The sequence below is a fragment of the Niveispirillum fermenti genome, from assembly GCF_048066175.1.
Classification (GTDB): Bacteria; Pseudomonadota; Alphaproteobacteria; order Azospirillales; family Azospirillaceae; genus Niveispirillum; species Niveispirillum fermenti.
Map to the genome: position 1 here is coordinate 105569 of NZ_JBLTXA010000001.1, position 13509 is coordinate 119077.

Here is a 13509-nt window from a genome sequence, read left to right on the forward strand (position 1 = left end):
GCATCATTCGCGGGTGCGAACAATCAATGGGGGCGGGACCCCGCCCCACCTGCCCCGATCCCCTGCCGCGACAGCCACCAGAACCGCACGGACAGGAAAGTGACCGACACGAAGCTGGCGACGAAGATGCCCTGGTACAGGCCCAGCACGCCCTGGCCGAAGCGAAAGGCCAGCAGATACGCGACCGGCATCATGATGGCATAGTAGGAGCAGAAATGCAGGATGGTCGGCACCCAGGTGTCGTTACGGCCGCGCAAGGCATGGGCCATGACGACCTGCCCGCCATCGGCCACCAGCAGCCAGGCCGTCAGCGCGATCAACGGCGCGGCCAGGGCGGTCACGGTGGCATCGTGCGTGAACTGGCCCGCTATCTCCCCCGGATAATGCAGGAACAGCACACCGACCAGTGCAAGGCAGACCGTTGACACACCCAGCCCCGTCCAGCCGGCAAGCCGGGTTTCCCGCGCGTCACCGGCGCCGAAGGCGTTGCCCACCCGTACCGACGTGGCGGATGCAAGACCCAGGGCACACATGAAGGGCAAGGCGGTCAGGTTCAGCGCAATGGTATAGGCGCCCATGGCTGCGGCCCCCAGCCAGCCGGCGAACAGCCCCAGCCCCGCGAAGGCCGACCCCTCCAGCCCGTTGGAAAGGCCCGCGGCATAGCCGACCTTGCGCTGTTCGGCGGCGTGGCGCCACCACCCGGCGAAACCGCCGCGGATGCCCCATTCCACCCGCCTCGGATGCCACCAGACATAGGCGACCAGACCAATCGCGCCCAGCCAGCGGAGCACCGTGGTCGACCATGCCGCCCCCTGCGCGCCCATGGCCGGGAAGCCCCAATTGCCCCAGACCAGCAGCCAGTTCAGCCCCACATTCAGCACATTGCCGATCAGCATGGCGACCATGCCGGGCAGCGGCCGCTTCATCCCTTCCAGATAGAGGCTGGTGGCCAGGTGCAGCGCCGCCGCCGGCATGCCCAGCGCCACCACCCGCATGATGCCGGCACCGCCATGGGCCAGTTCCGGGTCCTGTCCCGTCAGCAGCAGGAAAGCCTCCCCCGTCAAGCAGGCACCGGCGACCGTAAATCCTATCAACAGGGCGTAGGGCAGCGACCGGCGCCAGATGCGGCCGGTCAGATGATCCTCGCCCCGGCCCACGGCCTGCGCGGAAAGGACCAGAACCCCCATCAGCAATCCGATCATTACGCCCAGCATGACGCCGACCGGCATGTTGCCCAGCCCGTAATAGGCCAGTTCCCGGGCATCGTAGCGGCCGACCATCACGGTATCGACCAGCGCCATGGTCATCACCCCGGCCTGGGCGATGATCACAGGAACGGACAGGCGGACCAGCTCCCCGACATGACGGCGGATGCGGCGGAACGCGGTTTCCCGCTTGGGGGCGATAAGGGTCATGATGGGTGCGACGGGAAAGGGCCGGAATCGGGTTTGCAGGGGGCGCGACGATACATCCGATATCGGAAATGTCCAGCCCGGTGATGTCGCCGGAACAATTCAGCCCGCCTGAGGGTTGGATAGGGGTAGAGAACAGATCGAAGGGAGACCCCAGCATGGGCATCGTTCCGCCGCTTCCCGGTTCCACCCCACCCGACGAGACGGAAGTGCCGCCGCCCGGCGAGACGCCGACGCCGCAGCCGGGCGGCCCGCCGGATGAACCGCCGCCGGTTCCCATCCATGATCCCGCGCAGGACCCAAGCCGCAGGCCGCCGCCGCAACACTTGTCCGGGGGCCCATGCGCGCTGGGGGCTTGACGGATGGGCGGGGCCGCGCGAAACCGTGGCCCCATGACCCAGCACGCCCCCATCCACGTCATCGGTGCCGGCATGGCCGGCAGCGAAGCCGCCTGGCAGATCGCTCAGGCCGGCATCCCCGTCATCCTGCACGAGATGCGGCCCGTCCGGAAAACGGACGCGCATCAGACGGATTTCTTCGCGGAATTGGTCTGTTCCAATTCCTTCCGCTCCGACGATGCCGAATACAACGCCGTCGGCCTGCTGCATGAAGAGATGCGGCGGTGCGGATCGTTGATCCTGACGGCAGCCGACACGCACAAGGTGCCTGCCGGCGGTGCGCTGGCCGTGGACCGCGACCATTTCGCCGAGCATGTGACGCAGACCCTGACCAGCCACCCCCTGGTGACCGTTGAACGCGGCGAGGTCGATGGTATTCCGCCCGAGGAGTGGGACAGCACCATCATCGCCACCGGCCCGCTGACCAGCATGAAGCTGGCCGAAGCCATCCGCGCATTCACGGGCGAGGAGCAGTTGAGCTTCTTCGATGCCATCGCGCCCATCGTGCATACCGACAGCATCGACCTGTCCAAGGCATGGTTCCAGTCCCGCTATGACAAGGTCGGGCCGGGGGGCACGGGCGAGGATTACATCAACTGCGCCATGGACAAGGAGCAGTACGAGGCCTTCATCCAGGCGCTGATCGATGGCGAGAAGGGCGATTTCAAGGAATGGGAGAAGAACACCCCCTATTTCGAAGGCTGCCTTCCCATCGAGGTGATGGCCGAGCGCGGCCGGGACACCCTGCGCTACGGCCCCATGAAGCCCGTCGGCCTGACCAACCCGCATGAGGGCAAGCGCCCCTATGCCGTGGTGCAATTGCGCCAGGACAATGCGCTGGGCACGCTCTACAATCTGGTCGGCTTCCAGACCAAGCTGAAATATGCCGAACAGGTTCGGGTGTTCCGCATGATCCCCGGCCTGGAGAATGCGGAGTTCGCGCGGCTGGGCGGCCTGCACCGCAATACCTTCATCAATTCCCCGCGTCTGCTGGACGGGTCCCTGCGCCTGAAGGCCATGCCGCGCCTGCGCTTCGCCGGGCAGATCACGGGCTGCGAGGGATATGTGGAAAGTGCGGCGGTGGGCCTGCTGGCCGGCCGCTTCGCGGCCTGCGACCGGCAGGGATCGCTGCCCGCCCCGCCGCCCCGCACCACGGCGCTGGGCGCCCTGCTGGCCCATATCACGGGCGGGGCGGAAGCAGAGACGTTCCAGCCCATGAACGTCAATTTCGGCCTGTTCCCGCCCGTGACGGAACGCCAGCCCAATGGCAAGGAACTGCACGGCAAGGACCGGAAGAAGGCCTATACCGGCCGCGCGCTGCGCGACCTGACAGGCTGGCTGGATACACCGGCGGCCTGACGCGCGCCGGCCGAATCGCGCCGGCCCTGATCCCCCCGACCTGGATCGTCAGAACACCATCTTCCCGGCCGGAACCGGGAAGATGGTGTGCTTCATCAGGCCTGCAAGGCCTCCACCACCGGCAGGTGACGGAGGCGCTTGCCTGCCAGAACCGACAGGGCATTGGCCACGGCCGGGGCCGTCGGCGGCAGGCCGGGTTCGCCCACGCCACCCAGCGTTTCACCCGACGCGATGAAATGCACATCCACGACGGGCGCCTCGGCATGGCGCATCAGGCGATAGGTGTCGAAATTGCGCTGTTCGGCACGGCCAGCCTGCACCGTCACCGCCTCGTACAACGCTGCCGACAGGCCCATGATCACGCCGCCTTCCATCTGGCTTCTGGCGCCGTCGGGCAACACGACATCGCCGCAATCCAGCACGGCTGTCACCTTGTGGATGCGGGGCGTGCCGCCGTCGAGCGACGCTTCGACCACATGGGCCGACAGCGCACCGAAACTGGCGAAGAAGGCGATGCCATGGGCGTGGCCATCGGGCAGTTTACCGCCCCAGCCCGCCTTTTCCGCCGCCATGTCCAGCACGGCCAGGGCCCGCCGGTCATCACGCAGCAGGTGGCGGCGGAACGCCACCGGGTCCTTGCCGGCCGCCGCCGCCAATTCATCGATGAAACATTCCAGGAAGAAGGCGTTCTGCGTCGCCCCCACGGCACGCCAGGGTGCCGTGGTGACCCGCACGTGCCGGCGCGCCCAATCCAGCCGGAAATTGGGCAACTTATAGCGCAGCGCTGTCAGGTCCTGGACGGAGGAACCATCCAGCTCCCCTTCCTTCAGACCGGCCGGCGTGAACTCCGCACGCATGGACGGGCCGGCGGTGCGAATGGTCATGGCGGTCACCTCGCCCCCGGCATCCAGCGCCGCCGACAGGCGGGCCATCTGCGCCGGACGGTAATAGCCGCGGTCGAACTCGTCCTCCCGCCGCCAGAAGAACTTCACGGGCGTGCCGGCCAGTTCACGGGCCACGATGGCCGTGCCGGGAATACCCTCATCCGTCAGGCGCCGGCCGAAACCGCCCCCCAGCATCAGCGTATTCACCGTCACAGCCGCGTCATCCAGCCCGATGCTGGCCGCCGCGGTGCGGCGGGCACGGTCCTGAACCTGGATGGGGGCCCAAAGCTCCAGCCTTCCATCCTTGAGCAGCCCGGTGCAGCTCCACACCTCCATGGGCGCGTGGCAGATATAGGGAACACCGTAATCGGCCGTCACCACCTTCGCCGCCTTCCTGAAGGCATCGTCGGGATTGCCGGTCGCGGCCGCCTGGATGGCATCGGCGGCACCCAGCCCTTCCCGCATGGCGTCGACCAGGGCCGCACTGGTGATCCCGTCCTGGGGAGAGGGGGCAAGGGTCACCGCCACCGCGTCGGCCCCCTTGATGGCTGCCCAGACGCTGTCCGCAACCACGGCCACCCCGCCGGGGATCCGCACCACCTTGCTGACACCCTTCACCTTCAGGGCCGGCGCCGCGTCGAACGTGGCGATATCCCCATGGAAGACGGGGTTCAGCCGGGCGCAGGCGTAAAGCATGCCCGGCAAGCGGAAATCCATGGAATAGACGGTTTCGCCCGTCACCTTGGGCGGGATATCCAGGCGGGGCACGCCTTTGCCCACATAGCGGCGGGTCGCCGGATCACGCAGCGGCGGATTGTCGGGCGGGGTCAGCATGGCCGCATCGTCTGCCACCTCACCGATCCCCAGGCTGCGGCCGGAAGCGGCATGCGCCAGCCGGCCATTGTCCAGGGTGATACCCGCCGGATCGACCTGCCAGCGGTTGGCCGCGGCCTGGATCAGAAGGGCGCGGGCCTGGGCCGCCCCCTTGCGCAGATGGTCGTTCCAGCGCCGCACGCCCCAGCTTCCGCCCGAACTCATGGCCCCGCCGAAGCGGTAGGCATCGGCGGGAATGGCGGTCTGGACGCCGACATCGGCGATATCGACACCGATTTCATCGGCGATGATAGCGGCGTGGGCCGTCTGGCTGCCCTGCCCCATTTCCGTGGTGGGGGAGATGATGACGATCTTGCCGTCCTTCATGACGACGACATGCGCCGTCAACATGCCTTCGCGGGCGTTGGCCCCCGCCGCATCGCGGCCCAACGCCGGATAGGGCGGCGGCGCGGTCTGAGCCGGCACCGGCAGCGGAAGCGACACGGCAACGGCAAGGCCGCCAAGACCGGCCAGAATGGCACGGCGGGACAGGGCGGCGTGGATGATGTCATGGTGTGGCAGGCTGTCCATGGTCATGTCCTTTCCCGTCAGGCGATGCCGGCGGCGCGCTTGATCGCCGTCTTGATGCGCGGATAGGTGCCACAGCGGCAAAGATTGCCATCCATCGCGGCATCGATCTCCGCATCGCTGGGCTTCGGTGTCTCGGCCAGCAATGCGGCGGCCGACATGATCTGCCCGGACTGGCAATAGCCGCATTGCGGCACCTGCTGTTCGATCCAGGCCTTCTGCACGGGATGGTCGCCGCCCAGCCCCTCGATCGTCGTGATGGTCGAACCGGCCACCGCCTCCAGCGGCAGGACACAGGCGCGCGTTGCCACACCGTCCACATGCACCGTGCAGGCCCCGCACTGCGCCACGCCGCAACCATATTTCGTGCCCGTCAGCCCGGCGATATCCCGGATCGCCCACAGCAGCGGCATGTCCGGATCGGCATCCAGCCGGTGCATCTTGCCGTTGATGGTCAGTTCGATCATGTCACGCATCCTTCCGCCAAGGAATTGATTATCCACAAGATAGGGTGACCGGTATCATACCGCGCCCCCGTTTTTGTTTCTGTTCGGTAAATAGGAATGTCAAAAGATGTCAGCCGGCTGACTGCCGGATACTGGACACCGTCACGTTATATTCTATTGAATATTTCGACATGAACCGGACAGGCGCGCCGAAACGCGGCAAGCCTGCTGGCCTGCCACCGCGATCAGAAGAATTCCAGCCGCACGGCGAACATCTTCTCCACCTTCTTCACCTGCCCCACCTCGGCCAGGATGATGACGCGGTCGTTCGGCTTGATGACAGTGCTGGGCCGGGGGATGATCACCTTGCCGTCACGCACGATGGCGCCGACAATGATGCCGTGCGGCATCCGGATGTCCTTCAGCGGCAGGTTCACCAGGGTGGAGGTTTCCAGCGCCTCGGCCTCGATCACCTCGGCGAAATTCTCCCGCAGGCTGTGGACGGCCTTGATGCGGCCCCGCCGCACATGCTGGAGGATGGAGGAAACGGTGATGGAACGGGGGCTGACCACCGCATCGATGCCCAGCGGCAGCACCAGCGGCTGATAGGTCGTCTTGTTGATCAGCGTGATGGCCCGCTGGCAACCATGGCGCTTGGCCAGCAGGCTGGCCAGAATGTTGCCCTCGTCGCTGTTGGACACGGCGACGACCGTCTCGCTGGCGCCGACATTGGCTTCTTCCAGGATGGCGGGGTCCAGGCCGTCGCCATGCAGCACCATGGTGCGTTTCAGCTTCTGCGCCACATGGGTGGCCCGGCGGCGGTCCACCTCGATGATGCGGACCGACACACCGGGCTGGTTCTGCTCGATCTCCTCCGCCAGGCAGAGCCCGATATTGCCGCCGCCTACGATGATCACCCGCCGCGCCTGCCGCTCCTCATGCCCGAAGGCGGCCATGGCGCGGGCGACATGGTTGGTATCGGCGACGAAATAGACCTCATCACCCGCCAGCATCTGGTCGTTGCCGTCGGGGATGAACTGCCGGTCGCCACGGATGATGGCCACCACCTCGATCGCCAGGTCGGGGAACAGGCCGGTAAGCTGGCGCAGGGGCGTGTTGATGATAGGACAATTCTGGGTGCAGACCACCCCGATCACGCGCACCAGCCCATCGGCCAGCGGGATCATGTCGAAGGCGCCCGGCACCTGCAGGCGACGCGACACCGCGCGCGCAACCTCGATCTCCGGCGAGATGATGACATCGATCGGCATGTGTTCGCGCGCGAACAGATCGGCCCAGATGGGCTGAAGATAGGATTGGTGGCGGACACGCGCGATCTTGGTCGGGACGCTGAACAGGCTGTTGGCGACCTGACAGGCCACCATGTTCACCTCATCCGCCAGCGTCACGGCGATCAGCATGTCGGCATCGGCCGCCCCAGCCGCCTCCAGCACGTTGGGGTGCGAGGCGAAACCCACCATGGCCTGGACATCCAGCGTGTCGCTGATCTTCTGGATCAGTTCCGGCGACTGGTCGATGACCGTCACATGGTTGCCCTCGGAGGCGAGGTACTTGGCAATGTTGGAGCCGACCTGCCCGGCACCGCAGACGATGACTTTCATGGGAATACGGACCTGATCCGGCAGCCACGGGCATCGGGCGGCCGATGGGCAACCGGTGCCCGGTCCATGCCGCCCGGTCTGTTCTGCCGCGTCCATCTTCCCAGATCAATAGCGGAATGGTCACGCTGCCAGGGCAAAGGCCTTCGGCGGAACCCGCCAGGGGTGGAACCTCATGATCATAAATGAGATTATCTGCATGATAAGGCGCTTTTTATTCTTTAACAGTCATATAACTTTTATAATTGAAAGCGCACTAAATTGTGTATTTAATCCCGCCGATACACGGACGGGAGGAAAGCCATCATGCATGTACGGATGGGTACGGCCTTGCTGGCGCTGGCGATGCTGGCAGGATGCGCGACGCGGAGCCCGGACAGCGGCGGGGCACCGCAGCACGTCGCAACGCTCAGCCCGGCCCAGCTTTATGCCGCTTCCCTGAATGCCGTGGCCGTGCCGGGTCCCGATGACATCGGTCCCGGATTGCTGCGGATCACCCCCGACAATCCCGACCTTGTCTGGCGCGACACACCGGCCGGCCGACAGGTGCTGGTTGCCTCCACCATGTCGCAGGCGGCCTATGAGAAATATTACCAGGGCAAGACGACCGGCGGGCCCAACGGCTGGGGCCAGATTTGGGTGACCGCCGTGCCACAGCTTCGCCGGTTCTGTTCGGCAGCCCCCGGTGATGGCGCGGTGAAAACGCAGCGGGTTGTACAATGGCTGGGCCTGAACCCCGACGTGCCCTATGCCCAGGTGGTGGAGATGTGGATCGCCGCCGACAGGCTGGTCCGCCCCTGCCCCGTCACCGACATCACGGCCGCCACCTGCGGCTTGGACACGGCGGACCAGTGGGGCCCCCCGGCCGTGCCCGGCACGGCCAGCCGCCCCGTCTGCACTATCGGCGATGCCGCATGCCTGGAGAATCAGAGTTACTGGGACTGGTTTTCCAGCAACATGCGGCTCAACCTGAAGGAAGGGGGCGCACCCTGGACACGGCTGGGCTACACGTTCGATTGGAAGCCAAAGGAAAATGGCGGTTTTGAACAGTATGGCGCCAGCGAATTCGTCATGAAGCCGGGCGCGACTTACGAGATCAGTACAGCCTATAGCCTGGCCGAATACTGCGCCACCCCCGGATCATAGAGAGCACCTTCAATCCCCCAGCCGCCAGTCGGCCGGTGCCGGCCGTCGGTCGCCTGCCATGAACCGGCCGCCATAGGGTGCCAGGCAGAGATCGACCAGGGCCAGCACCTCTCCTGCGTCCTGCTGGGCGAACAGTTCCTTGAACGCATGTTCGAAGGTGGCCGCCAGCATCGGGTCCAGGCGCAGCAAGGCCTTGGCCAGGCCCTTGCCGGTACCTGTCCACGCCCCGGCCGCGCGGACGGTGAAATCCGCCAGCTCGATATAGAGGCGGGCACCAATGGCCAGTTGTTCCGCCGCGTTGCGCGGCTGGGCCAAATCCGCCGCCAGATCGGATATGGAATAGCGGCGGGTGCGCAATTCCTCCTCCGTCAGAAGGGGTGGGCCACCATCCAGTACGGACTGCGCCTGTCGCTTCAGTTCCTCGATCAAGGCGGGATCACCGGCGATGGGCAGGCCATTGGCCACCATGCGGGCCAGTGAAGGCTTGCCCAGCCGGCGGTCGGCGTCCCAGAAATAGGCCAGCGTGTCGGGGTCGTGCAGGAACAATTCCACGGCCACGCCCTGCCGGTCGTGGGTTTCCCGGACAGCGGCCGGCAGGTGATGATAGATCAGCACCGCGTCGATGTCCGACCCCGGTCCCGCCGTTCCCCGCGCCACCGACCCGGCCAGAAAGGCGGCGATGATATCGGGCTGGTCGGTCCATTCGCGCAGGATGGCGTCGGCCAGATCGATGGTAGGGGTGATGGCGGTCATGTCTGTCAGGCCCTTCCCGCTTCCAGCACCAGTTCCAGGGCCCGGCTCACCGTGGCCAGCCGCACCGCTTCGCGGTCGCCGGGAAAGACATGGTGTTCGACCCGCACGCCGCCACCCCGGTGCGCGACGCCCAGATGCACCAGCCCGACGGGCTTGGCATCGGTCCCACCACCGGGGCCGGCAATGCCGGTGACCGAGACGGCGATGTCGGCGCGGCTATGGGCCAGCGCTCCTTGGGCCATGGCCGCAGCGACAGGGCCGCTGACGGCGCCCAGTCGGGCGATCAGGTCGGCGGGCACGCCCAGCATCTGCACCTTGGCATCGTTCGTATAGGTCACGAAGCCCCTGTCCACCACGGCGGAGGAACCGGCAACGGCCGTCAGGCACCCGGCGATCAGACCGCCCGTACAGCTTTCCGCCGTGGCCACCCAGAGCCCGCGGGCCGACAGCGTATCACGCACATTCTCGGCCAGGCGGATCAGGTCGGGCGCGAACATCGGCCTACCCCATGACCAGGGGGAGGCGGACGGTGGCCGCGGCCTGGGCCGCTATGCCTTCGCGCCGGCCCGTGAAGCCCAGCCCCTCCGTCGTCGTGGCCTTTACGCTGACGCGGGACGGGTCGAGCGCCAGGATCTCCGCCACACGCGCCACCATGGCCTCGCGGTGGGGGCCGACCTTCGGCCGCTCGCAGATGATGGTGATGTCGACATGGGCGATGACCCCGCCCCGAGCAGCCACCATCTCGGCGGCATGGCGCAGGAAGCGCGCGCTGTCGGCACCCTTCCATTGCGGGTCGGCGGGCGGGAAATGCTGGCCGATGTCACCGGCCGCGATAGCCCCCAGGATGGCGTCGGTCAGCGCGTGCAACGCCACATCGGCGTCGGAATGCCCGTCCAGCGCCGCATCATGCGGCACCCGCACGCCACACAGCCACACATGGTCGCCATCGGTGAACTTGTGGACATCATAGCCGGTGCCCGTGCGGATATCGCCCAATGCGGCCAGGAACAGTTTCTCGGCGCGGGCCAGATCGTCTTTGTTGGTCACTTTCAGATTGTCCGGATCGCTGGGAACAAGGGTGACGGGTAGACCCGCCGCCTCGGCCACGGCGGCATCGTCGGTCAGGTTCAGGCCGGCGCCGCGCCGGTGGGCCGGCAGGATATGGGCGAAGCGGAAACCCTGGGGCGTCAGCGCACGCCACAGCGCCGTGCGGTCCACTGTCCCGTCGCTGCGGATGCCCCCGCCCGCCTCGGCCCCACGCTTCAGCGTGTCGGCCAGCGGGGTGGCGGCGATGGCGGCAGGGGCGGTCTCCAGCGCCGCGATGACGCCGGAGATATCTGCGTGCGAGACCAGCGGCCGCGCTGCGTCATGGATCAGCACCAGATCGGGCGGATGCCCGGCCATGGCCTCCAGGCCATTCAGCACACTGTCCTGGCGCGTCGGTCCGCCCGTGATGGGCGGCGGCAGATCGAGCCCGGCCACCGCCCGGTCATAGAGATCGCGGAAGGCCGGATCGATGACGACGCGCACGGCATTGACCTGCGGATGGCGCAGGAAAGCCTCCACGGTGCGGCGCAGGATGGGCTGGCCGGCCAGCGGCAGATACTGCTTGGGCAGGTCGGCCCCGAAACGCAGGCCGCGGCCGGCGGCGACGATCAGGGCGGTACAGGTGGGCATGTGTTCTCATGGGGCTGCGGGACTAGCCCCGCGACCCTAGCGCGGATGGCGCCCTGCGCCAATGGCCTGCACGGCAGGCAAGCCATGCCGGCCCAACCCCCGCCCTCTCCCCCTGCCCACCCATTTCCCGGGGAAAAAGCCGCCATGCGGTGGTGATCATTGTGTTTTTGCAGGCTTATGTTAATCTCTGTGCCTAAATTTCATGCATCCGCAAGAGTTGCCTGCCATTTGTGCAGAAATCGGCCGGCGGCGGATCAGGTCCAAGGTTGCGTATCCCATGGTCAAGCCGCTTGCCCCCCTTCAGATCGGTCCGGTCCGGATTGATGATCCCGTGATCCTGGCGCCGCTGTCGGGCGTCACCGACATGCCATATCGCCGGCTGGTCAAGCGGACGGGCGCGGGGCTTGTCGTGTCGGAGATGATTGCCAGCCAGGCCATGATCCGCGCCACGCGGGAAAGCATGCTGAAGACGGAATGGAGCCTGGATGAGGCGCCGATCTCCATGCAGCTTGCCGGGTGCGAGCCGGCCGTGATGGGAGAGGCGGCGAAGCTGAACGAGGATCGCGGCGCCCATATCATCGACATCAATTTCGGCTGCCCCGTGAAGAAGGTCGTGAACGGCTTCGCCGGGTCGGCCCTGATGAAGGATGAATTGCTGGCCGGCCGTATCATGGAGGCCACGGTGAAGGCCGTTTCCGTGCCGGTGACGATGAAGATGCGCAAGGGCTGGGACGCGAACAACCTGAACGCCCCGAACCTGGCCCGCATCGCGCAGGAATGCGGCGTGAAGATGCTGACCGTCCACGGCCGCACCCGCTGCCAGATGTATAACGGCACCGCCGACTGGAAATTCATCCGCCAGGTCAAGGAAGCGGTGAACATTCCCGTCATCGCCAATGGCGACATCAACAGTTTCGAGGATGCGGTGCGCTGCCTGGAGGAATCCGGTGCGGATGGCATCATGATCGGCCGCGGCACCTATGGCCGGCCCTGGTTCATCGCCCAGGTCATGCATTACCTGCGCACAGGCGTCATCCTGCCCGAGCCGCCGCTGGCGGCGCAGTTGCAGACCGTCCTGGAGCATTACGACGCCATCCTGGCCCATTACGGGGTTCAGGCCGGCATCAAGATCGCCCGCAAGCATGTGGCCTGGTATTCCAAGGGCATGAACGGGTCGGCCGATTATCGCAACCAGATCATGACCAGCGAAGACCCGGAGAAGATGAAGCAGCAGATCATCGCCTTCTATTCCGCGGCGCTGGACCGCGGCGTCACCGAGCGGGCGGCCGCCTGATGGCGCGGGTCCCGGCGGCGCGCCGGCTTGGTGCCGACATCGATCCGACCTCCATCCTGGCCGCCCTTCCCGACCCCGTCATGGTGGTCGATGGCGACGGGCTGATCCGGTTCATCAACCTGGAGGCCCAGGAATTCTTCGATGTCAGCGCCACGCGCGTGCTGGGCACCCGGCTGACGGACCTGATCCCCGAGGACAGCCCCGTCTTCGCCCTGCTGGACCAGGCGCGCATCACCCACGCCACAGTCTGCGAATATGGGGTGACGGTGGAAACCCAGCGCGTCGGCCCCCATTCCGTCACCATGCAGGCGGCCCCCCTGGGCGACCCGCCGGATCAGGTGGTGCTGACCATCCATGAACGGTCCATCGCCCGGCGCATCGACAAGCAGTTGAACCATCGCGGCGCCGCCCGATCGGTCGTCGCCATGGCCGCCATGCTGGCGCACGAGGTTAAGAACCCGCTGTCGGGTATCCGCGGCGCGGCGCAGTTGCTGGAGGAAAATGCCAGTGAGGACGACCAGATCCTGACCCGGCTGATCTGTGATGAGGCCGACCGCATCGTGGCCCTGGTGGACCGGATGGAGGTGTTCACCGACGGGCGTCCGCTGGAACGCCAGGCCGTGAACATCCATGCCGTGCTGGAGCATGTGCGCCGCATCGCCCAGACGGGCTTTGCCCGCCATATCCGCTTCATCGAGAAATACGACCCCTCCCTGCCGCCCGTTCTGGGCAACCGCGACCAGTTGGTGCAGGTCTTCCTGAACATGGTCAAGAATGCGGCGGAGGCCTGCCCCGACCAGGGCGGGGAAATCCTGCTGTCCACCGCCTATCAGCACGGGGTGCGTCTGGCCGTGGCCGGATCGGACAGCCGGATGCATCTGCCCCTGCTGGTCAGCGTGGCCGATAACGGCCCCGGCATCCCGGAAGATATCCGCGCCAACCTGTTCGATCCCTTTGTTACGACGAAGATGAACGGAACCGGCCTGGGTCTTGCATTGGTTGCCAAGATTATCGGTGACCATGGCGGGGTCATCGACTTTGAAAGCGTGCCGCGGCGCACGATCTTCAAGGTTTCCCTGCCAGTCACCGACCAGAACGGTCACGGAGAGGGTGCCTAAAA

11 protein-coding genes are annotated in these 13509 nt (G+C 66.3%); 4 read left to right on the plus strand and 7 right to left on the minus strand.

Annotated features, from left to right (window positions below):
* Window positions 1-23: 23 nt before the first annotated feature.
* Complete coding sequence (locus ACM9LZ_RS00465) at window positions 24-1415, minus strand: MATE family efflux transporter (RefSeq protein ID WP_416617369.1); 1392 nt, start codon at window positions 1413-1415, stop codon at window positions 24-26.
* Between the two features lie 389 nt (window positions 1416-1804).
* Between ACM9LZ_RS00465 and trmFO the strand changes: the two genes are divergently transcribed.
* On the plus strand, window positions 1805-3169 hold the full coding sequence (gene trmFO, locus ACM9LZ_RS00470; protein WP_416617370.1) for a methylenetetrahydrofolate--tRNA-(uracil(54)-C(5))-methyltransferase (FADH(2)-oxidizing) TrmFO: 1365 nt from the start codon (window positions 1805-1807) through the stop codon (window positions 3167-3169).
* Window positions 3170-3264: 95 nt separating this feature from the next.
* On the opposite strand, the gene ACM9LZ_RS00475 is transcribed toward trmFO, so the two are convergent.
* The 3 genes from ACM9LZ_RS00475 to trkA all read right to left on the minus strand — a co-directional run bounded on the left by ACM9LZ_RS00475 (window position 3265) and on the right by trkA (window position 7522).
* Complete coding sequence (locus ACM9LZ_RS00475; RefSeq protein ID WP_416617371.1) at window positions 3265-5463, minus strand: xanthine dehydrogenase family protein molybdopterin-binding subunit; 2199 nt, start codon at window positions 5461-5463, stop codon at window positions 3265-3267.
* A gap of 11 nt (window positions 5464-5474) precedes the next feature.
* Window positions 5475-5921 (minus strand): (2Fe-2S)-binding protein, encoded by a 447-nt coding sequence (locus tag ACM9LZ_RS00480; RefSeq protein ID WP_416617372.1) that lies wholly within the window; start codon window positions 5919-5921, stop codon window positions 5475-5477.
* 224 nt (window positions 5922-6145) lie between these two features.
* The gene (gene trkA, locus ACM9LZ_RS00485) at window positions 6146-7522 is read right to left on the minus strand and encodes a Trk system potassium transporter TrkA (RefSeq protein ID WP_416617373.1); all 1377 of its coding nucleotides are present in this window, start codon (window positions 7520-7522) and stop codon (window positions 6146-6148) included.
* 303 nt (window positions 7523-7825) lie between these two features.
* Between trkA and ACM9LZ_RS00490 the strand changes: the two genes are divergently transcribed.
* Window positions 7826-8665: a hypothetical protein gene (locus tag ACM9LZ_RS00490; RefSeq protein WP_416617374.1), complete on the plus strand. Its 840-nt coding sequence runs from the start codon at window positions 7826-7828 to the stop codon at window positions 8663-8665.
* A gap of 9 nt (window positions 8666-8674) precedes the next feature.
* Here the strand turns inward: ACM9LZ_RS00490 and ACM9LZ_RS00495 are convergent, their stop codons facing one another.
* Genes ACM9LZ_RS00495 through ACM9LZ_RS00505 form a run of 3 tightly spaced genes read right to left on the minus strand, consistent with a single transcriptional unit; the run spans window position 8675 to window position 11095 of the window.
* Window positions 8675-9418 carry a nucleotidyltransferase domain-containing protein gene (locus ACM9LZ_RS00495; protein ID WP_416617375.1) on the minus strand — a complete coding sequence of 248 codons (744 nt, stop codon included), beginning with the start codon at window positions 9416-9418 and terminating at the stop codon, window positions 8675-8677.
* A gap of 5 nt (window positions 9419-9423) precedes the next feature.
* Window positions 9424-9915: a CinA family protein gene (locus ACM9LZ_RS00500; RefSeq protein ID WP_416617376.1), complete on the minus strand. Its 492-nt coding sequence runs from the start codon at window positions 9913-9915 to the stop codon at window positions 9424-9426.
* 4 nt (window positions 9916-9919) lie between these two features.
* A complete protein-coding gene (locus ACM9LZ_RS00505) occupies window positions 9920-11095 on the minus strand; it encodes a bifunctional 2-C-methyl-D-erythritol 4-phosphate cytidylyltransferase/2-C-methyl-D-erythritol 2,4-cyclodiphosphate synthase (protein WP_416617377.1) in 1176 nt (391 codons plus the stop codon).
* A 277-nt stretch (window positions 11096-11372) separates the two neighbouring features.
* Here ACM9LZ_RS00505 and dusB point away from each other — a divergent pair, with 277 nt between their 5' ends.
* A complete protein-coding gene (gene dusB / locus ACM9LZ_RS00510; protein WP_416617378.1) occupies window positions 11373-12389 on the plus strand; it encodes a tRNA dihydrouridine synthase DusB in 1017 nt (338 codons plus the stop codon).
* Window positions 12389-13507 carry a two-component system sensor histidine kinase NtrB gene (locus ACM9LZ_RS00515; RefSeq protein ID WP_416617379.1) on the plus strand — a complete coding sequence of 373 codons (1119 nt, stop codon included), beginning with the start codon at window positions 12389-12391 and terminating at the stop codon, window positions 13505-13507. The genes dusB and ACM9LZ_RS00515 overlap by 1 nt, the downstream gene beginning before the upstream one ends.
* Window positions 13508-13509 lie beyond the last annotated feature (2 nt).

Excerpts from the sequence above, each read along its gene's own strand:
- trmFO (WP_416617370.1), top strand. The coding sequence starts at position 1,805 with ATGACCCAGCACGCCCCCATCCACGTCATCGGTGCCGGCATGGCCGGC.
- ACM9LZ_RS00500 (WP_416617376.1), bottom strand. The coding sequence starts at position 9,915 with ATGTTCGCGCCCGACCTGATCCGCCTGGCCGAGAATGTGCGTGATACG.
- trkA (WP_416617373.1), bottom strand. The coding sequence starts at position 7,522 with ATGAAAGTCATCGTCTGCGGTGCCGGGCAGGTCGGCTCCAACATTGCC.
- ACM9LZ_RS00490 (WP_416617374.1), top strand. The coding sequence starts at position 7,826 with ATGCATGTACGGATGGGTACGGCCTTGCTGGCGCTGGCGATGCTGGCA.
- ACM9LZ_RS00480 (WP_416617372.1), bottom strand. The coding sequence starts at position 5,921 with ATGATCGAACTGACCATCAACGGCAAGATGCACCGGCTGGATGCCGAT.
- ACM9LZ_RS00465 (WP_416617369.1), bottom strand. The coding sequence starts at position 1,415 with ATGACCCTTATCGCCCCCAAGCGGGAAACCGCGTTCCGCCGCATCCGC.
- ACM9LZ_RS00505 (WP_416617377.1), bottom strand. The coding sequence starts at position 11,095 with ATGCCCACCTGTACCGCCCTGATCGTCGCCGCCGGCCGCGGCCTGCGT.
- dusB (WP_416617378.1), top strand. The coding sequence starts at position 11,373 with ATGGTCAAGCCGCTTGCCCCCCTTCAGATCGGTCCGGTCCGGATTGAT.
- ACM9LZ_RS00475 (WP_416617371.1), bottom strand. The coding sequence starts at position 5,463 with ATGACCATGGACAGCCTGCCACACCATGACATCATCCACGCCGCCCTG.
- ACM9LZ_RS00495 (WP_416617375.1), bottom strand. The coding sequence starts at position 9,418 with ATGACCGCCATCACCCCTACCATCGATCTGGCCGACGCCATCCTGCGC.
- ACM9LZ_RS00515 (WP_416617379.1), top strand. The coding sequence starts at position 12,389 with ATGGCGCGGGTCCCGGCGGCGCGCCGGCTTGGTGCCGACATCGATCCG.